General features: G+C 58.2%; 20 protein-coding genes. 12 read left to right on the forward strand and 8 right to left on the reverse strand.

Annotated features, from left to right (window positions below; translation table 11 throughout):
* The first annotated feature begins 461 nt into the window (after positions 1 to 461).
* Together tmaR and ACW5XD_RS10525 are read left to right on the forward strand one after the other, a co-directional pair.
* Complete coding sequence (gene tmaR, locus ACW5XD_RS10520; RefSeq protein WP_042868369.1) at positions 462 to 779, forward strand: PTS system regulator TmaR; 318 nt, start codon at positions 462 to 464, stop codon at positions 777 to 779.
* Positions 780 to 996: 217 nt separating this feature from the next.
* Positions 997 to 4,080, forward strand: a complete 3,084-nt coding sequence (locus tag ACW5XD_RS10525; RefSeq protein WP_456494856.1) for a transglycosylase domain-containing protein — start codon at positions 997 to 999, stop codon at positions 4,078 to 4,080.
* Between the two features lie 87 nt (positions 4,081 to 4,167).
* Here ACW5XD_RS10525 and yjgA read toward each other — a convergent pair whose 3' ends face one another.
* Entirely contained in the window at positions 4,168 to 4,692 is a 525-nt protein-coding gene (gene yjgA, locus ACW5XD_RS10530) for a ribosome biogenesis factor YjgA (protein WP_042868365.1), read from the reverse strand.
* 113 nt (positions 4,693 to 4,805) lie between these two features.
* On the opposite strand from yjgA, the gene pmbA reads away from it, so the two are divergent.
* Complete coding sequence (pmbA, locus tag ACW5XD_RS10535) at positions 4,806 to 6,149, forward strand: metalloprotease PmbA (protein WP_456494857.1); 1,344 nt, start codon at positions 4,806 to 4,808, stop codon at positions 6,147 to 6,149.
* Positions 6,150 to 6,239: 90 nt separating this feature from the next.
* Here the strand turns inward: pmbA and murA are convergent, their stop codons facing one another.
* From murA to mlaF, 7 genes are read right to left on the reverse strand one after another with little or no spacing between them, the layout of a single operon-like run.
* A complete protein-coding gene (gene murA, locus ACW5XD_RS10540) occupies positions 6,240 to 7,496 on the reverse strand; it encodes a UDP-N-acetylglucosamine 1-carboxyvinyltransferase (RefSeq protein ID WP_456494858.1) in 1,257 nt (418 codons plus the stop codon).
* A 16-nt stretch (positions 7,497 to 7,512) separates the two neighbouring features.
* Positions 7,513 to 7,770, reverse strand: a complete 258-nt coding sequence (gene ibaG / locus ACW5XD_RS10545; protein WP_005306001.1) for a BolA family iron metabolism protein IbaG — start codon at positions 7,768 to 7,770, stop codon at positions 7,513 to 7,515.
* Positions 7,770 to 8,042 (reverse strand): STAS domain-containing protein, encoded by a 273-nt coding sequence (locus ACW5XD_RS10550; protein ID WP_456494859.1) that lies wholly within the window; start codon positions 8,040 to 8,042, stop codon positions 7,770 to 7,772. The genes ibaG and ACW5XD_RS10550 overlap by 1 nt, the downstream gene beginning before the upstream one ends.
* Positions 8,039 to 8,671 carry a phospholipid-binding protein MlaC gene (mlaC, locus tag ACW5XD_RS10555; protein WP_456494860.1) on the reverse strand — a complete coding sequence of 211 codons (633 nt, stop codon included), beginning with the start codon at positions 8,669 to 8,671 and terminating at the stop codon, positions 8,039 to 8,041. Before mlaC ends, ACW5XD_RS10550 begins: the two co-directional genes overlap by 4 nt.
* A gap of 9 nt (positions 8,672 to 8,680) precedes the next feature.
* Positions 8,681 to 9,172: an outer membrane lipid asymmetry maintenance protein MlaD gene (mlaD, locus tag ACW5XD_RS10560; RefSeq protein WP_456494861.1), complete on the reverse strand. Its 492-nt coding sequence runs from the start codon at positions 9,170 to 9,172 to the stop codon at positions 8,681 to 8,683.
* Between the two features lie 7 nt (positions 9,173 to 9,179).
* Positions 9,180 to 9,959, reverse strand: a complete 780-nt coding sequence (gene mlaE, locus ACW5XD_RS10565) for a lipid asymmetry maintenance ABC transporter permease subunit MlaE (RefSeq protein WP_042868353.1) — start codon at positions 9,957 to 9,959, stop codon at positions 9,180 to 9,182.
* The gene (gene mlaF / locus ACW5XD_RS10570; protein ID WP_456494862.1) at positions 9,959 to 10,759 is read right to left on the reverse strand and encodes a phospholipid ABC transporter ATP-binding protein MlaF; all 801 of its coding nucleotides are present in this window, start codon (positions 10,757 to 10,759) and stop codon (positions 9,959 to 9,961) included. The genes mlaE and mlaF overlap by 1 nt, the downstream gene beginning before the upstream one ends.
* Positions 10,760 to 10,966: 207 nt before the next feature.
* Here mlaF and ACW5XD_RS10575 point away from each other — a divergent pair, with 207 nt between their 5' ends.
* The 9 genes from ACW5XD_RS10575 (at position 10,967) to rapZ (ending at position 17,487) form a co-directional block, all read left to right on the forward strand.
* Complete coding sequence (locus tag ACW5XD_RS10575; RefSeq protein WP_456494863.1) at positions 10,967 to 11,962, forward strand: KpsF/GutQ family sugar-phosphate isomerase; 996 nt, start codon at positions 10,967 to 10,969, stop codon at positions 11,960 to 11,962.
* Positions 11,962 to 12,516: a 3-deoxy-manno-octulosonate-8-phosphatase KdsC gene (kdsC, locus tag ACW5XD_RS10580; protein WP_456494864.1), complete on the forward strand. Its 555-nt coding sequence runs from the start codon at positions 11,962 to 11,964 to the stop codon at positions 12,514 to 12,516. The genes ACW5XD_RS10575 and kdsC overlap by 1 nt, the downstream gene beginning before the upstream one ends.
* Positions 12,513 to 13,073, forward strand: coding sequence for an LPS export ABC transporter periplasmic protein LptC (lptC, locus tag ACW5XD_RS10585; protein WP_456494865.1), 561 nt, complete (start codon positions 12,513 to 12,515; stop codon positions 13,071 to 13,073). The genes kdsC and lptC overlap by 4 nt, the downstream gene beginning before the upstream one ends.
* Positions 13,060 to 13,587: a lipopolysaccharide transport periplasmic protein LptA gene (lptA, locus tag ACW5XD_RS10590; RefSeq protein WP_456494866.1), complete on the forward strand. Its 528-nt coding sequence runs from the start codon at positions 13,060 to 13,062 to the stop codon at positions 13,585 to 13,587. The genes lptC and lptA overlap by 14 nt, the downstream gene beginning before the upstream one ends.
* Before the next feature lie 3 nt (positions 13,588 to 13,590).
* Positions 13,591 to 14,316, forward strand: a complete 726-nt coding sequence (lptB, locus tag ACW5XD_RS10595) for an LPS export ABC transporter ATP-binding protein (protein WP_125597214.1) — start codon at positions 13,591 to 13,593, stop codon at positions 14,314 to 14,316.
* A gap of 65 nt (positions 14,317 to 14,381) precedes the next feature.
* Positions 14,382 to 15,821 (forward strand): RNA polymerase factor sigma-54, encoded by a 1,440-nt coding sequence (locus tag ACW5XD_RS10600; protein WP_456494867.1) that lies wholly within the window; start codon positions 14,382 to 14,384, stop codon positions 15,819 to 15,821.
* A gap of 21 nt (positions 15,822 to 15,842) precedes the next feature.
* Entirely contained in the window at positions 15,843 to 16,130 is a 288-nt protein-coding gene (gene hpf / locus ACW5XD_RS10605; RefSeq protein ID WP_005305957.1) for a ribosome hibernation promoting factor, read from the forward strand.
* A gap of 2 nt (positions 16,131 to 16,132) precedes the next feature.
* Positions 16,133 to 16,579 (forward strand): PTS IIA-like nitrogen regulatory protein PtsN, encoded by a 447-nt coding sequence (gene ptsN, locus ACW5XD_RS10610; protein ID WP_456494868.1) that lies wholly within the window; start codon positions 16,133 to 16,135, stop codon positions 16,577 to 16,579.
* A 41-nt stretch (positions 16,580 to 16,620) separates the two neighbouring features.
* Positions 16,621 to 17,487: an RNase adapter RapZ gene (gene rapZ, locus ACW5XD_RS10615; protein WP_456494869.1), complete on the forward strand. Its 867-nt coding sequence runs from the start codon at positions 16,621 to 16,623 to the stop codon at positions 17,485 to 17,487.
* The last annotated feature ends 10 nt before the right edge of the window (positions 17,488 to 17,497 follow it).

The following is a 17,497-nucleotide window of genomic DNA, read 5'->3' on the forward strand; positions in this document are numbered from 1 at the left end:
AGAAGTGAAACGCGGTAGCGCCGATGGTAGTGTGGCATTCGCCATGCGAGAGTAGGACACTGCCAGGCACCCAACATTGAAAGCCCGCTCATCTGAGCGGGCTTTTTTTATTGCTTGAAATTCGCATCTCAGCCGCCATTTTGCGTAATTCTGGCCATGCTTTGTCTCTTATTACCCCATAACCAGCCGTTTAATATCACCTCAGCTCAACCAGTAAGGTGCCTTCGGTACATTGCTTGCTGACGTGATAATTGCTATCTCATTGTGGCCTTTTCATTTGGTTCTCCACTCGACTCTCCGCCACCGAAACCCGGCGCCAAGCCTGCAATTAGGGTTGTATCTGGTTCATAACTCGGTAGAGTAAAGGGCATCTTGAGTTTGCCTGTACCCTCTTTTTCTTTTCTCTCTGGTACGGGCGTAACTTGGCCTGCTTTTATCAACCTTAAGCCAGTGGTATCGATATGGAACAAGTAAACAAGTCCACCTTCAGCGATGTATTGGAATATGTGCGTATGTCCCGTCGCCAGAACAAACTCAAGCGCGAGATCGCCGATAACGAGAAGAAGATCCGTGATAACCAGAAGCGGGTACTGCTGCTCGACAACTTGAGCGACTACATCAAGCCGGGCATGAGTATAGATGAGGTTCAGGCCATCATCGCCAACATGCGTACCGACTATGAAGAGCGTGTCGACGATCACATCATCAAGAATGCCGAACTGTCCAAAGAGCGCAAAGATCTGAGCTCCAAGCTCAAAGCCATGAGCTCCAGCAAGTAGGCCAGCTTCGCTGCTATCTGAAAACACCGGCTTTTGGCCGGTGTTTTGTTTTCCGCAATCAGCTCGGATCTCTTCGTGCGCTGCAACAATCGGCTCCCCTTTTTATAATCGCCCTGTTACCATCACTGCAAAGCGGTCAATAGTTTTCAAGCCATTGACTTGAAAAGACTAAGCTTGAGTGAAACACAATAAATTGCGCAACCATGGTGGGGCTGATATGGGCGCATCAGAACAGACGGATTTGAACAAAGTGGCATCTCAGGATTCATCCGTCCCACGCGCGGACGGCAAGTACAAGCGCAAACGTCGTCCCTGGTGGCGCTGGTTGTTCTGTTTTCTCTTTTTGCTGTGCCTGGCAGCGGCGATCGCCCTGGTTGGCTATGAGATGCAGACATCCAGGCTGCAGTCACAGGAGATCTCCCGTTATGCTGCCAAGCTGACTTATCAGGTCGAGCCGGGCCCCAGCAAACAGATAGCCTTCCCCGATGATGGCCCCTTCGACAAGCGGCTCGGCTACGTGCTGCTGCCCATGATGCAGGAGCGCTTGCTGCAACGGGGTTACCAGGTCAGCGAGCAGGTACATTTTTCCGATGCACTCTATGACTACGCCAGTCGTGGCTTCTTTGTTCCCTATACCGAGAAGGTGCAGGCCGGGCTGACGCTGCATGACTGTCGGGCAGAACCCTTCTATCAGTTCAAGTATCCGACCCACTATTACCCGGATTTTGCCTCCATCCCGCCGCTGGTCATACAGTCGTTGCTGTTCATTGAGAACCGCGATCTGCTGAGCAACGAGCAACCACTGGCGAACCCTGCGGTGGACTGGCCCCGTTTTGCCAAGGCGGCCATGTCCCAAGTCGGCAAGGCGCTGGATATGCAGGATCAGTCCGCCGGCGGTAGTACTCTGGCCACTCAGGTCGAGAAGTATCGCCACTCACCGGACGGTCTGACTCTGTCTCCTACCGAGAAGATCCGCCAGATGGCCTCGGCCAGCGTGCGCGCCTATCGGCTGGGCCCCAAGACGCTGGAGGCGCGCAAGCTGGTCGCCTGGGCCTATCTCAACTCGGTTCCGCTCTCCGCCGCCCCCGGTTATGGTGAGGTGCATGGCTTGGGTGATGGTCTCTGGGTTTGGTTTGGTGCCAATGTGGACGAGGTGAATCGTCTGCTGGATCCAGCTCGCAACCAGGATGCGTCACTTGCAGAGCAAGGGTTGGCCTTGCGTCAGGTGGTTTCGCTGATGATTGCCCACCGTCGCCCTTCCTACTATCTGGCACAGGGGCGCGATGCTTTGGCGACCTTGACCGACAGTTATCTGCGCCTGTTCGTGCAGGAGGGGATGATTACGCCGCCTTTGATGGAGGCTGCACTGAAGGCCAAGATCGCGTTCCGCGATTTCCTGCAGTCTCCTGCGGTGACCAAGGTCAACAACAACAAGGGGTTGCAGGTCGCCCGCACGCGCCTTAGTCGCCAGCTCGGGGTGCAGCTCTATGATCTGGACCGACTGGATTTGACCGCTGATACCAGTCTCAACATGCCGTTGCAAAACGAGGTCTCGCGTTATTTGCAGCAGCTGGCCGATCCGACGTTTGCCGCTCAAGTAGGCTTGTTTGGTGAGCGCCTGCTCTCGCCGGAGAAGACGGGGGATGTACGTTACAGCTTCACCCTGTTTGAGAAATCGCCAGAGGGCTTCAAGGTGCGGGTGCAGACTGACAACACGGATCAGCCGTTCGACATCAATGAGGGGAGCAAGCTGGAGCTGGGCTCCACCGCCAAGCTGCGGGTGCTGACTACCTACTTGGAGATTGTGTCCGAGCTGCACGACAGCTATGCGGACAGGTCTGCAGAGAGTCTGCGCAAAAGTGAGGTATCGGAGCAGGATAACATCAGTCGCTGGGCCGTCTCTTATCTGATGACAGCGAAGGACAAGAGCCTGCCCCTGATGCTGGAAGCCGCACTGGATCGCAAGTATTCCGCCAGCCCGAGCGAAGGCTTCTTTACCGGGGGGGGGATGCACACCTTCAACAACTTCCGCCGTGAGGATAACGGTCGCATTCCGGCGATCCGCGATGCGCTGCGCGAGTCCATCAACCTGCCGTTCGTGCGGCTGATGCGCGATATCGTGCGTTACAGTCTGTATCGGGAGGGCAACCGTGCCCAGCTGCTCAAGGATGATCGGGATCCACGCCGTACCGAGTATCTGGCCAAATTTGCCGATAAAGAGGGCCAGACCTATCTGCTGCGCTTCTGGCGCAAATACCGCGGCAAGACTGCAGACGAGCAACTGGACACCTTCCTTGATGGCCTGAAGCCGAGTGCAGTACGCCTCGCCGCCGTGCATCGCTATCTGATGCCGGATGCGTCGCAGGAGGTGTTCGCAGCCTTTCTGGCCAAGCGTCTGCCAAGGGAGAAGCTGAGCGACAGGCGAATTGAGCAGCTCTACACCAGCTATGGCCCCGGCAAATATTCATTGCCGGATCAGGGCTATATCGCTCGGGTGCACCCGCTGGAGCTGTGGTTGCTCTCCTACCTGAAGAAGTTTGACCAGGCGACCTTCGCCGATGCCGTCGAGGCGAGCCGGGACGAACGGCAGGAGGTCTACAGCTGGCTGTTCAAGACCCGTCACCGCAGTGCGCGAGACAGCCGTATCCGCACCATGCTGGAAGTCGAGGCCTTCCTCGATATTCACCAACGCTGGGCCAGACTGGGCTATCCATTTGATCATCTGGTGCCATCACTGGCAACCGCGCTGGGTAGTTCGGGGGACAGACCCGCAGCCTTGGCTGAACTGATGGGGATCATCCAGAACGGTGGCATACGTGCGCCAACCCTGCGTATTGAGCATCTGTCGTTCGCCAAGGGCACACCATTTGAGACCGAGTTCAAGCCAGCCCAGGCCGAGGGGACACGAGTATTGCCGGTTGAGGTGGCCACCGCGCTGCGCAATGCACTGTCGAAAGTAGTGGAAGGGGGCACGGCAAGGCGCATCGCCGGCGCCTTTGCCTTGCCGGATGGTACTGTATTGCAGATGGGCGGCAAGACCGGCACGGGTGACAATCGGATTGAGACGGTCGGACGCTATGGCAACGTGACCAGTTCGCTGGCACGCAACCGGACTGCGACCTTCGTCTTCTATCTGGGCGAGGATCACTTCGGTACTTTGACCGCCTATGTACCGGGTAGCCAGTCTGACAAGTTCCGTTTCACCTCGGCCTTGCCAGTGCAAGTGCTCAAGGGGATGGCGCCGCTGCTGATGCCTTATCTGCAACCTGGCACCCATACCCAATGCATGGCGGGCAACTGACGCGCAGAACTGCATAAAAAACGGGGCCAATATGGCCCCGTTTTACGCTGCGTCGATTGCTGTTCGCCATGCTGCGTGAGTCATCACTTACAGCAGGTTTTCGATTTCGCCGCGCAGGTACTGGTACATTTCGCGATAGGCGACCGGCGGCTTGTTCAGCTCCCGCTCCTTGTTGGCGGAACGGATCAGCTGGCGCAACTTCTGGCGATCCAGCTCGTGGAACTGGGACATCAGCTCGTTCAAGGCGCTGTCACCTTCGGTGATCAGGCGCTCCCGCCACTGCTCCAGGCGATGCAGACGGGCATTCACGGTGGAGTGGCGGTTCTTGATGATGGAGAGCGCTTCTTCAATCGGTTCGATATCACGGCTGCGCATCAGGCGGCCGATGAACTGCAAATGGCGACGGAAGGACTCATCCTTCTTGGGCTTGAGCTTGCGACCCAGTTCGACGGCATCTGCGAGCTCTTCATCCAGCGGGATTTTTTCCAGCTCGCTGTGGCTCAGGGAGACTATCTCCGCGCCCAGCTTCTGCAGCACTTCCGCATCGCGCTTGAGCTGGGTCTTGCTGGGGCCCCAGTCTTCCAACTCGTTGTCGTCTTGATATTGACTCATCGGTCTCTTGATTCCTGTCATTCACGTTGGTGGATATGTTACCAGCTTCTCCCGCTGGGCGCAGGGGTCTGATATGCTTAGCCCCCTTTCCTTCCTTCATACAGATGTGAGTTATGGATCAGCAAGACCAAATTCGCCAGGATCAAGCCCATCTTGAGGCCGTCGTTGCCGAGGCACTGGAGATAGCCAAGGGACTGGGCGCCTCGCTGGCCGAAGTCTCCATCAGCAAGCAGACCGGGTTGTCGGTCAACACCCGTGGTTGTGAACTGGAAAGTATCGAATTCAACAAGGATGGTGCCCTTGGCATCGCCGTTTATCGCGATGGTTGCAAGGGATCCTCCTCGACTACCGATCTGGGCAAGCCTGCCATCCGCGCCGCCGTCGAAGCGGCCATGGAGATAGCCCGCCACACCTCGCCCGATGACTGTGCAGGTCTGGCTGATGCCGACCTGCTGGCCTGGGATGCCCCCGATCTGCAACTGTGCCATCCTATCGAACTGGATCCCCAGCGCGGTATCGAACTGGCCATCGAGTGTGAGCGACTGGCGCTCGGTCGTGATGCCCGCATCAAGCATTCCGACGGGGCTGGTTTTTCCAGCCACCTCGGCATCAAGGTCTATGGCAACAGCCACGGCTTCGTCAAAGGCTATGTGGCGTCACGCAACTCTCTGAGCTGCGTGCTGATCGGTGAGCTGGATGGCGACATGCAGCGGGATTACGGCTACTCCTCCAGCCGCGATCTGGCCGGGCTCTGGAGCCCGCAACGCATCGCTGACGAGGCGGTGGAACGCACCGTCTCCCGCCTCGGCGCCCGCAAGATCTCCACCCGCCATGCTCCCGTGCTGTTTCACCCAGACACGGCTGCCGGCCTGTGGGGTCATCTGGTGATGGCCATCAGCGGTGGCAACCTCTATCGCAAGTCGAGCTTTCTGCTGGACAAGCTGGGCAAGCAGATCCTGCCCGAGTGGCTCACCATTCAGGAGTTCCCCCACCTGCTGGGCGGGCTGGCCAGCACCCCGTTCGATGGGGAAGGGGTGCGTACCCGTGACATGGACATAGTGCGCAACGGCGAGCTGATGAGCTGGCTGCTCACCTCCTATTCGGCCCGCAAGCTGGGACTGACCACCACGGGTCATGCCGGTGGCATCCATAACTGGCAGGTCTCCAGCACGGGTCAGAATTTCCAGGAGATGCTCAAGGAGATGGGTACCGGTCTGCTGGTGACCGAGCTGATGGGGCAGGGGGTCAACATCGTCAATGGTGACTACTCCCGCGGCGCCGCCGGCTTCTGGGTCGAGAACGGCGAAATAGCCTACCCGGTCGAAGAGATCACCATAGCTGGCAATCTGACCGAGATGTTCAGTCATATAGTGGCGGTGGGTAGCGACGAAGATGAACGCTCCAGCCTCAAAACCGGCTCTGTGCTGGTCGAAAACATGAAGCTGGCAGGCCATTGATCCCCTCTTGGCTCGCGCTGAAATGATGCAATGAAAAGGCCCCCTCGCCAACGCGAGGGGGCCTTTTTATCAGCCTGCGATCAGGGGCTATCAGCCCTTGATGCGCTCGATGCGGCCACCCAGGGCCTGCAGTTTGTGCTCTATGTCTTCGTAGCCACGGTCGATGTGATAGATACGATCGACGATGGTGGAGCCTTCGGCCACGAAGCCGGCCAACACTAGGCTGGCGGAGGCGCGCAGGTCGGTCGCCATTACCTGGGCACCCTTGAGTTGCTCGGTGTCACGGCAGATGGCCACATTGCCCTGCAGTTCGATATCTGCGCCCATCCGTACCAGTTCCGGTACGTGCATGAAGCGATTCTCGAAGATGGTCTCTGTGACCATGCCAGTGCCCTTGGCGACGGCGTTCAGCACGGTGAACTGGGCCTGCATGTCGGTCGGGAAGGCCGGGTAAGGGGCCGTCTTGATGGTGACCGGCTTGAGGGTACGACCCGTCATGTCGAGGCTGATCCAGTCAGCACCCTTCTCGATCAGTGCACCCGCCTCTTCCAGCTTGACCAAGACGGCTTCCAGCAGGGAGGGATCTGTCTTGCGGCAGGTGATCTTGCCGCCGGTAACCGCTGCGCCCACCAGGAAGGTACCGGTTTCGATGCGGTCAGGTTGCACGCTGTAGCTGCCCCCGTGCAGACGTTCGACACCGTCGATAATCAGGGTGTCGGTGCCCGCGCCCTGGATCTTGGCACCCAGCGCATTGAGGAAGTGGGCCAGATCGACCACTTCCGGCTCGCGCGCGGCGTTTTCGATCACGGTACGACCGTCGGCCAGGGTAGCGGCCATCATCAGGTTTTCGGTACCGGTGACGGAAACCATGTCCATCAGGATGTGGGCACCTTTCAGACGACCGTCGACGCGGGCCTTGATGTAGCCATCCTCGATGGTGATTTTTGCACCCATCAGCTCCAGGCCGTGGACGTGCAGGTTCACCGGACGGGCGCCGATGGCGCAGCCACCGGGCAGGGAGACGTCGGCAGCACCGAAACGGGCGGCCAGCGGGCCCAGCGCCAGGATGGAGGCGCGCATGGTCTTCACCAGCTCGTAGGGGGCGACGTGGTTGTTCACCGCACCGGTCAGCACGGTCACGTTGCCGTTGACCTTGGTGGTGGCGCCCAGCATCTCCAGCAGCTTGATGGTGGTACCCACGTCTTTCAGGCGCGGTACGTTGGAGAGGTGGATCTCCTCATCACACAGCAGGGTGGCGAACAGGATAGGCAGGGCGGCGTTTTTGGCGCCAGAGATGGTCACTTCGCCGTTGAGAGTACAACGACCATCAATTTTAAATTTGTCCATTTACTTAGATACCAAATCAGGAGGGCAGTAGGAATTTACGTTCGCGCTTCCACTCGGCATCGGTAAAGGCCTTGATGGAGAGGGCGTGAATGGCGTTGCTGGCGATCTTGTCCATCAGCGGGGCATAGATGGCCTGCTGCTTCTTGACCCGGCTCATACCGTCAAACATGTCACCGACGGCGATCACTTGGTAGTGACTACCGTCCCCTTTGACATGGACTTCGGACAATGGCAGAGCCTCGAGGAGTATCGCTTCAATTTCAGAGACTTGCATTATGCGTCCTCAGTTGTGAGCGGGGTTGACTGAAACAGCCCGGCCACCCCGTACAGGTTGGCCAGGGTATAAAAATCAGTGGAGGCGCCCACCAGTTGCGGTGTGGCGCCTCGTGCCAGTGTGGCCTTGGCCCATTTGACCAACAGGGCCAGCCCGGCGGAGTCCAGGGTGGTGACCTCGCCCAGTTCGAGCCGATCTTCCTGCCACCAGTCGGCGCGGCGTTGCCACAGCTCAACGACCTGGGGTGCCTGCAGCTCGCCGCTCAGTCTCATGACTTGATGACCAGCGGCTTGGCATTGTGGGCGCGCAGTTGGGCGATCACCGCATCTATGCCGTTCTGGCGAATGAGGCCACCCAGCTCGTTCTGCTTGGCAGAGAGCAGGCTGATCCCTTCGGCGACCATGTCGAAGGCTTTCCATTCGCCGGTCTTGTTGTTCTTGCGCAGCTTGAATTCAAGGAAGATGTCCGGTTTGCCGGTCTCTTTCACGCTGACGTTGACGGCCGTGATGTTGCTGTCACCTGGCGCCTTGCCCGGCTCGACCTTGACGGTCTGCTTGTCGAAGTGCGCCAGCGCATCGGCGTAGGAGCTCACCATGTATTCGGTGAACACTTCGACGAAGGCGTCACGCTGGGCCGGAGTGGTCTGCTTGATCTGGTTGCCGAGCACCTTGTAGGCGGCGAAGCGGTTGTCCACGTAGGGCAGCAGCTCTTCGCGTATGATCACCCGCAGATGATCCGGGTTGCTCTTCACCTGGGACTTGTCCGCCTTCAGGCGGGCAAAGGTCTGCTTGGCCGCTGCGTCCACCAGGGCATAGGGATCGGTGGCATCGGTGGCGTGAGCGACCAGGGAAAACAACATGCTGGTCATCAGGCCCAGCAGCAGGGCGATCTTCTTGAACATGGTTACTCCTTACTTGCTGTCTGACTTGGTGTCGGAAGATTGGCTGTAGAGGAACTTGCCAATCAGGTCTTCCAGCACAATGGCGGATTTGGTGTCTTCAATCATGTCGCCATCCTTGAGCATACTGGTCCCCATCGCCTCATCGGTGAAACCGGGCATCAGTCCTATGTACTGCTCACCGAGCAGCCCCGACGTCAGGATGGAGAGGCTACTGGTTTCGGAAAACTCGCCGGCACTCTTCTGCATCTGCAGGGAGACGACTGGCACCTGGCTCTTGGCATCCAGGGTGATGTCGCTGACCCGACCGACGACAACGCCACCGACCTTGACCGGTGAACGTACTTTCAGGCCGCCGATATTATCGAAATGGGCGCGCAGGGTATAGGTTTCTCCTTCCGGTTTGAAACTCAAACCTGCCACTTGCAGTGCCAACGCCAGAATGGCACCGATGCCGGCCAGCATGAAGGCGCCAACCAGGAATTCTACTTTGCTGAACTTCATCTTTACCTTATCCAAACATGACTGCGGTGAGTATAAAATCCAGGCCGAGCACGGCCAGGGAGGAGTGGACCACGGTACGGGTCGTGGCCTGACTGATCCCGGCCGAGGTCGGCTTGGCATCATAACCGTTAAAGAGCGCAATCCAGGTGACAACCAGTGCGAAGATCACACTCTTGATCGCCCCCTGCATGATGTCATCCTGCCAGTCGACAGAGGCCTGCATGGCGGACCAGAAGCCCCCTTCGTCCACCCCCAGCCAATCCACACCGACCAGCTTGCCGCCGAAGATGCCGATCAGGCTGAACATAAAGGCCAGCAGCGGCATGCTGATGACCCCGGCCCAGAAACGGGGAGCCACTACCCGGCGCAGCGGATCCACCGCCATCATCTCCAGGCTGGAGAGCTGCTCGGTGGCTTTCATCAGGCCGATCTCGGCGGTGAGGGCCGAACCGGCGCGGCCGGCAAACAGCAGCGCCGTCACGACAGGACCCAGCTCCCGCAACAGGGATAGGGAGACCAGCGGGCCCAGGCTCTGCTCGGCGCCGAAGTCCTTCAATACGTTGTAACCCTGCAACGAGAGCACCATGCCGATGAAGAGACCTGACACCAGTATGATGGCAACGGACTGAACACCCACCACATACAGCTGCTGAAGCAGCAGGGGGAAGTGTTTGCGCGGCTCGGGTTTGCCCGCCAGCGCATGAAACAGCATGATGGTGGCGCGGCCGATGGAGCTGATGAAACGCACTCCGACCCGGCCCAGCTTGCTTACTTGGCTTATCAACATCACAGATCCTGTAGCAGGTCGTCTGCCGGAAAATGGAACGGAACAGGACCGTCGGGCAATCCTTTCAGGAACTGCTCGACTTCGGGATTGTGCTCCTCGCGCAGCTGATCCGGCGTGCCGTGTGCCACCACCTTGCGATTGGCAATGATGTAGGCGTAGTCGGCTATGCTCAGCACCTCTTTCACGTCGTGGGTGACGATGACGGAGGTGATACCGAGGGCACCGTTCAGCTCCTTGATCAGCTTGACCAGCACCGCCATTGTGATGGGGTCCTGGCCGACGAAGGGCTCGTCATACATGATGAGGTCCGGATCCAGCGCGATGGATCTGGCCAGTGCCGCGCGGCGGGCCATGCCGCCAGAAAGCTCGGACGGCATCAGTTTTGCCGCGCCACGCAGACCGACCGCCTGCAACTTCATCATGACGATGGTGTGGATCAGCTCCTCCGGCAAGCCGGAGTGTTCGCGCAGCGGGAAGGCCACGTTGTCGTAGACCGTCATGCCGGTAAACAGGGCGCCGCTCTGGAACAGCATGCTCATCCGCTTGCGCACCTCGTACAGGCGCGAGCGGGAGAGGGTGGGGATATCTTCCCCGTCAAACATGATATGACCGGACTCAGGCTTGAGCTGGCCACCGATCAGCCGCAGCAGGGTGGTCTTGCCTATGCCGCTGGGGCCCATGACCGCAGTGACCTTGCCACGGGGAATGGTCAGGTTGATCCCGTCGTATAACAGCCGATCTCCGTGACTGAAGGTCAGGTCGGAGATGGTGATCAGGTCATTGTTCAAACAATTGTCCATCCGGTGTAAATGAAGAGCGAATTTTATGGGCTAGTCTAGGTCTAAGCAACAGCAAGGAACAACTATTGAACAGCCTACCTTCCCTAAAGCGCGACAGTTTTGTGTAACCAATTGTCTCTCTTTTAGGACCGAGAAGTATCCGATTCGCTTATCTCGACAGACTTTTTTATAATCCCGCAGCAAATTTCGGCCCGGAGCTGTGCCTTTATGTCTGTAAAGCCTGAAAAAGTGTCTGAACTGTTCGATTTTCGTCGCAGCGCCCGTACCGTGCTGGACATTGAAAAACAAGCGATTGATGGACTCTATCAGTACCTGAATGATGCCTTCGATCAGGCATGCAACCTGGTGCTGCGCTGCAGTGGCAAGATAGTCGTCACCGGCATGGGCAAGTCAGGCCATGTCGGGAGCAAGATTGCAGCTACCTTGGCCAGCACCGGTACCCCCGCCTTCTTCCTTCACCCTGGCGAAGCCAGTCACGGTGATCTGGGGATGATCTCCAGCGGCGATCTCATCATCGCCATCTCCAATTCGGGCGAGAGTGACGAGATCCTGGCCCTGCTGCCAGTGCTCAAACGCCGTGGCATCCAGTTGATCTGCATGACCGGCAACCCTGCCTCCACCATGGCCAAGGAAGCGAACGTGCATCTGTGCGTGCGAGTCGAGAAGGAGGCGTGCCCGCTCGGGCTGGCGCCCACCTCCAGCACCACGGCCACTCTGGTGATGGGAGATGCACTGGCGGTTGCCCTATTGGAAGCACGCGGTTTTACCGCCGATGACTTCGCCCTTTCTCACCCGGGTGGTTCGCTGGGCAAGCGGTTGCTGCTGCGGGTTGGTGACCTGATGCACAGTGGCGAGTTGTTGCCCCGGGTGGGGATAGATGCCACCATCAGCCAGGCGCTGCTGGAGGTGAGTCGAAAGGGGCTGGGGATGACGGCGGTCGTCGACGCCGATGGCCGGCTGGCCGGGCTCTTTACCGATGGTGACCTGCGCCGCATTTTGGATCTACAGGTGGATATCCATCACACCCCGATCGCCAAGGTGATGACGGCCAACTGTGTTACCGTAGGACCCGAGATGATGGCGGCAGAAGCTGTCAAACTGATGGAAACCAGAAAGATCAACGGATTGCTGGTGGTGGATGAGAACAAACGTCCGCTGGGTGCCTTCAACATGCACGACCTGCTGAAAGCCGGAGTAATTTGATGCAAAACGTACCGACCCTCTATGGTCCGGTGACGCGCAGCCAATATGACAGCGCGGCGCAGGTCCGCCTGCTGGTGTGCGATGTGGATGGAGTCCTCTCCAATGGCCTCATCTATATGGGCAATGACGGTGAAGAGCTGAAGACCTTCTGTACCCGCGATGGCGCCGGCATGCGCGCCCTGCTCAACGCCGGGATAGAGATCGCCATCATCACGGGGCGCAACTCCCGCATCGTCAGCGATCGGATGAAGAGCCTGGGTGTACAGCATCTGGTGCAGGGGGCAGATCAGAAGCTGCCCCACTTCGAGGCACTGCTGGCCAAGCTGGGGCTGACGCCGGAGCAGGCCGCCTACATGGGTGATGACACCATAGATCTGCCGGTGATGCAGGCCTGTGGCCTCGGCATCGCCGTGGCCGATGCCCATCCACTGGTGCTGGCCCGGGCCGACATGGTGACCCGACTGGCCGGTGGACTGGGTGCGGTGCGCGAGGTGTGCGACCTCATTCTGCAGGCTCAAGGACTGGGTGACTATCAGCCAGAGGCCTCGGTATGAGCAGACAGACGCTGCTGTTCGCCTTGCTGTTTCTGGTGGCGCTGGCCGCCTGGCAGCTCGGCGATATCGAACTGGTGCCGGAGCCGACCACCAAGGTCGAGAACTATCAGCCGGACTTCACCGCCAAGAATCTGGTCACCACCCGCTTTGACGCCGATGGGCGGCGCACCGAGCGGCTGGAGTCCGAGTATGCCGAGTATTACCAGCTCCTCGAACAGGCCACCTTCAACAAGCCGGTGGTCTACATGTTCGACAAGCAGGGCGAGGCCGAGTGGAAAGTCACGGCCGATACCGGCGTGCTCAACACAGATGACAACGTGATCCTGCGGGACAAGGTGCATCTGGATGGCCTGCTGCCCACCTCCTTCATCTCCACGCTGGATACCCCCTATCTGGAGCTGGATCTGGTGACCCAGAACGTGAGAAGCAATCAGCAAGTCAGCATAGTGGGTAAGGATTTCCAGACCGAGGGCATTGGCCTGAAGGGTCATCTGGAACGCAAATATTTTGAATTACTGGACCAGGGCCATGCCATCTATTTCAATGAAAAACGTTAATCTGGCCCTCGCGGCCCTGCTGCTGTGCGGCACCGTGAGTGCCAAAGAGTCCGACTTTGCCGAGAAGGTCTATGTGGATGCGGTCAAACAGGTGGCTGAGCTGCAGGACAACCGCATCACCTTCAGTGACGATGTCATCATCACTCAGGGCACCATCAAGATTAAGGCCGACAAGGTAGTGGTGATCCGCTCCGGCGAGAAAGGGGCCGAGGTGATGACGGCCTATGGCAACCCCGCCACCTTCTTCCAGATCCTGGACAACGGCAAGCCGGTCAACGCCCATGGCAACAGCATCCGCTACGAGCTGAAGAACCGGTTGGTGACCATCACGGGCAATGGCCAGCTCAAGCAGGAAGACAGCCAGGTCAACGGCGATCTGATCCGCTACGACATCGTCAAACAGAAGATGATCGCCGAGAGCAAGGGCCCGACCCAGCGCGTCAAGACGGTGTTCCTGCCGGATCAGGTAGAGAACTTCGACAAGCCCGCCGATCAGAAGAAGCAGGGAAAATAAGCCATGGCAGTGTTGAAAGCAGCCGGCCTGCAAAAAAGTTACAAGCGCCGCATGGTGGTCAGTGATGTGAGCCTGGAAGTGGGGACTGGCCAGATCGTCGGATTGTTAGGTCCGAACGGGGCCGGAAAGACCACCTCCTTCTACATGATAGTGGGGCTGGTGCAGAGCGACGCCGGTCTTATCACCATAGACGATCAGGACATCAGCCTGCAGCCTATGCATATCCGTGCCCGCAACGGTATCGGCTACCTGCCGCAGGAGGCTTCCATTTTCCGCCGTCTGTCGGTGTTCGACAACCTGATGGGGGTTATGCAGACCCGCAAGGGGCTGAGCCGTGAAGAGCGGGAAGACAAGGTCGAACAGTTGCTGGAAGAGTTCAATATCACCCACATTCGCGACAACCTGGGTCAGAGCCTGTCCGGGGGGGAGCGGCGGCGGGTCGAGATCGCCCGAGCGCTGGCGGCCGAGCCGCGCTTTATTCTGCTGGATGAGCCATTTGCAGGGGTCGATCCCATTTCTGTGATAGACATCAAGAAGATCATCCAGCATCTGAAAGATAGAGGCTTGGGTGTCTTGATCACCGACCACAACGTCAGAGAGACTCTGGATGTATGCGAGAAGGCTTATATCGTCAGCCACGGCAAGATGATTGCCGAAGGTGCACCGGCCGAGATACTCGCCGATGAACAGGTCAAGCGCGTCTATTTGGGCGATCAATTCAGTCTATAGTAAGGAGGCATCTCTTCATTTCCTTTGACGACTGCCTCGCTGAACATAAGGATATCCCGACGTAGATGAAGCCGACATTACAGTTGCGTCTCGGCCAGTCCCTGACCATGACGCCGCAATTACAACAAGCGATTCGTCTGCTCCAGCTCTCCACTCTGGAACTCCAGCAGGAAATTCAGCAAGCGCTCGATAACAACCCCTTGCTGGAGCAAGAGGAGAATGAGGTGCAGGAGACCAGCCCGGAAGAGCCGGTCGACGCCAGTCAGCTCGACTCCAGCGATGCCATGGCCCAGGATCAGATGCCGGACGAGTTGCCGGTGGACACCACCTGGGAAGATGTCTACTCGGCCGGCACGGCCCAGAGCGCAGGCCCCATCCACGATGGGGAAGACAGCGTCTATCAGGGGGAAACCACCGAGAACCTGCAGGACTATCTGCTGTGGCAGATGCGGCTCACACCGTTCAGCGATCTGGATGCCGCCATCGCCCTTGCCATCATAGATGCCATCGACGATTCCGGTTATCTGACTGTCTCCCTCGAAGATATACAGGCGGCGGTGAGCAGCGAGGATGTCGAAGTAGAGCTCGACGAGGTCGAGGCCGTGCTCAAACGGGTGCAGCATTTCGATCCGGTCGGTATAGCCGCCCGCTCAGTGCAGGAGTGCCTGTTGATCCAGCTCGGCCAATACGCCCCCGAACTGCCCTGGCTCAATGAGGCCAGAGAGGTGATCAACGAGCACATGGACTTGCTCGGCAATCGCGATTATCGCACCTTGGCGCGCAAGACCCGGCTCAAGGAGAGCGACCTCAAGGAGGTGCTGGATCTCATCCAGCAGCTGGAGCCGAGACCGGGCAATGGCATCATCCAGAGCGACTCCCAGTATGTGATTCCGGATGTGACCGTGGTCAAGAAGGGCGCCAAATGGGTGGTTGAGCTCAATCCCGATTCCGCTCCGCGCATCCGTGTCAATGAAACCTATGCCGCCATGGCTCGCCAGGCACGCACCAGCACTGATACCCAGTTCATCCGTTCCCATCTGCAAGAGGCCAAGTGGTTCATCAAGAGTCTGGAGAGTCGCAACGACACCCTGCTCAAGGTGGCCAGCTGTATTGTCGAGCAGCAGCAGGGCTTTTTCGAGTATGGTGAAGAGGCCATGAAACCCATGGTGCTCAATGACATCGCCGAAGCGGTGGAGATGCATGAGTCGACCATTTCCCGGGTAACGACCCAGAAATACATGCATACACCTCGCGGCATTTTCGAACTGAAGTTTTTTTTCTCCAGTCATGTAAACACCGAAGGGGGAGGAGAGTGCTCATCGACCGCAATTCGCGCACTGATCAAGAAGCTGGTGACGGCAGAGAATCCCGCCAAGCCGCTAAGTGATAGCAAGATCGCGGATTTGCTGGCCGAACAGGGTATTATGGTGGCGAGACGCACGATCGCAAAGTACCGTGAATCCTTGTTGATCCCGCCATCCAATCAGCGCAAACGCCTGGTTTAGGCAAAACAAAAGGAAGACGTTATGCAAATTAACCTGACCGGACACCATGTCGAGATCACCGAAGCTCTGCGTGATTATGTGAATAATAAATTTGCCAAACTCGAGCGTCACTTTGACCACATCAACAATGTTCATGTGGTGTTGAGCGTAGAAAAACTGAACCAGATCGCCGAAGCCAAGCTGCATGTCAGCGGTGGCGAGGTGTTCGCCAATTCACAGCATGCCGACATGTATGCTGCGATTGATACCCTGCTGGACAAGCTGGATCGGCAGATCATCAAGCACAAAGATAAGTTAAATCAAAAATAACTATGCAACTTGAACACATACTGAGTCGGGACTGCACCAAAAGTGCGGTCCCTTGTACCAGCAAGAAACGCGCCCTTGAGATCATCAGTGAATTAGCTGCTGAGCGCTTGGGAACCTCCCGTCAGGTGCTTTTTGAGTGTCTGCTGGCCCGAGAAAAGATGGGCAGTACCGGGATCGGTGCCGGTATCGCCATTCCCCACGGCCGGATCGGAGACGAGTTTCCGCCGACCGCCATCCTGATGACCTTCGCAGAGCCTATCCCCTTCGACTCCATCGACAATCAACCGGTTGACCTGCTCTTTGCCCTGCTGGTGCCGGAAAGCGAGTGCAAGCAGCACCTCAAGACCCTTTCCCTGATGGCATCCAAACTGGGTGACAAGGCGGTTTGTCGCCAGTTGCGCCAGGCAACCAGCGATGAAGATCTCTATCAGATCATGACCTCGGCCTGATATGCAGGCCTCGTCATGACCCCAAGCGGTGAGGGAACAAGATGCAATTAATAGTGGTAAGTGGGCGCTCCGGCTCGGGCAAGACAGTTGCCCTGCGTGTGCTGGAGGATCTGGGTTATTACTGTGTGGATAACCTGCCAGTCAACCTGCTGCCCCAGTTGATCGTGTCGGTTGAGCGCCAGTATGACAAGCTGGCGGTCAGCATCGACGTGCGTAACCTGCCAGTGAGCCCGGACCAGCTGGAGACCCTGCTGGCCCAGGTGCGCAATGAGGGGCGGGTCGAATTTTCCAGCTTCTTCTTCGATGCGGAAAATTCCACTTTACTCAAGCGTTATGGCGAGAGTCGCCGGCTGCATCCCCTGTCGCGCAAACAGCTGTCGCTGGATGAGGCGATCCGGGAAGAGACCCACCTGCTGGCGCCGCTCTCCTCGACCGCCGACCTGCGCATCGACACCACCAACCTCAGCATTCATGACCTGAGCGAGCTCATCAAGACCCGTGTGCTCGGCAAGAAGGAGAACGAGCTGGTGCTGGTGTTCGAGTCGTTCGGCTTCAAGTACGGCATCCCCAAGGACGCCGACTTCGTGTTCGATGCCCGCTTTCTGCCCAACCCGCACTGGATCCCCGAGCTCAAGCCCTTCACCGGCAAGGATGAGCCAGTGGCCCGCTATCTCTCCAGCCAGCCTGACGTGATGCAGTTCATCCTGCAGATTGAGAACATGTTGGCTACCTGGCTGCCCCATCTGGAGCGCAACAATCGCAGCTATGTGACGGTGGGGATAGGTTGTACCGGTGGTCAGCACAGATCCGTGTTCATCGCTGAACAGCTGGCCGGTGCCTTCCGGCTGCTTGGCAAGAACGTCCAGATCCGCCATCGCACTCTCGACAAGAGTGCCCCGCAATTTTGATGGGCCAATA

The organism is Aeromonas enterica (genome assembly GCF_054052465.1).

What these genes read in the sequence shown, in the direction of transcription:
- mlaE (WP_042868353.1), bottom strand. Translation starts at nt 9,959, where the DNA reads ATGTTGATAAGCCAAGTAAGCAAGCTGGGCCGGGTCGGAGTGCGTTTC.
- tmaR (WP_042868369.1), top strand. Translation starts at nt 462, where the DNA reads ATGGAACAAGTAAACAAGTCCACCTTCAGCGATGTATTGGAATATGTG.
- ACW5XD_RS10525 (WP_456494856.1), top strand. Translation starts at nt 997, where the DNA reads ATGGGCGCATCAGAACAGACGGATTTGAACAAAGTGGCATCTCAGGAT.
- rapZ (WP_456494869.1), top strand. Translation starts at nt 16,621, where the DNA reads ATGCAATTAATAGTGGTAAGTGGGCGCTCCGGCTCGGGCAAGACAGTT.
- mlaF (WP_456494862.1), bottom strand. Translation starts at nt 10,759, where the DNA reads ATGGACAATTGTTTGAACAATGACCTGATCACCATCTCCGACCTGACC.
- ACW5XD_RS10575 (WP_456494863.1), top strand. Translation starts at nt 10,967, where the DNA reads ATGTCTGTAAAGCCTGAAAAAGTGTCTGAACTGTTCGATTTTCGTCGC.
- ACW5XD_RS10550 (WP_456494859.1), bottom strand. Translation starts at nt 8,042, where the DNA reads ATGAGACTGAGCGGCGAGCTGCAGGCACCCCAGGTCGTTGAGCTGTGG.
- yjgA (WP_042868365.1), bottom strand. Translation starts at nt 4,692, where the DNA reads ATGAGTCAATATCAAGACGACAACGAGTTGGAAGACTGGGGCCCCAGC.
- kdsC (WP_456494864.1), top strand. Translation starts at nt 11,962, where the DNA reads ATGCAAAACGTACCGACCCTCTATGGTCCGGTGACGCGCAGCCAATAT.
- lptC (WP_456494865.1), top strand. Translation starts at nt 12,513, where the DNA reads ATGAGCAGACAGACGCTGCTGTTCGCCTTGCTGTTTCTGGTGGCGCTG.
- lptB (WP_125597214.1), top strand. Translation starts at nt 13,591, where the DNA reads ATGGCAGTGTTGAAAGCAGCCGGCCTGCAAAAAAGTTACAAGCGCCGC.
- murA (WP_456494858.1), bottom strand. Translation starts at nt 7,496, where the DNA reads ATGGACAAATTTAAAATTGATGGTCGTTGTACTCTCAACGGCGAAGTG.
- mlaD (WP_456494861.1), bottom strand. Translation starts at nt 9,172, where the DNA reads ATGAAGTTCAGCAAAGTAGAATTCCTGGTTGGCGCCTTCATGCTGGCC.
- ptsN (WP_456494868.1), top strand. Translation starts at nt 16,133, where the DNA reads ATGCAACTTGAACACATACTGAGTCGGGACTGCACCAAAAGTGCGGTC.
- ibaG (WP_005306001.1), bottom strand. Translation starts at nt 7,770, where the DNA reads ATGCAAGTCTCTGAAATTGAAGCGATACTCCTCGAGGCTCTGCCATTG.
- mlaC (WP_456494860.1), bottom strand. Translation starts at nt 8,671, where the DNA reads ATGTTCAAGAAGATCGCCCTGCTGCTGGGCCTGATGACCAGCATGTTG.
- ACW5XD_RS10600 (WP_456494867.1), top strand. Translation starts at nt 14,382, where the DNA reads ATGAAGCCGACATTACAGTTGCGTCTCGGCCAGTCCCTGACCATGACG.
- hpf (WP_005305957.1), top strand. Translation starts at nt 15,843, where the DNA reads ATGCAAATTAACCTGACCGGACACCATGTCGAGATCACCGAAGCTCTG.
- lptA (WP_456494866.1), top strand. Translation starts at nt 13,060, where the DNA reads ATGAAAAACGTTAATCTGGCCCTCGCGGCCCTGCTGCTGTGCGGCACC.
- pmbA (WP_456494857.1), top strand. Translation starts at nt 4,806, where the DNA reads ATGGATCAGCAAGACCAAATTCGCCAGGATCAAGCCCATCTTGAGGCC.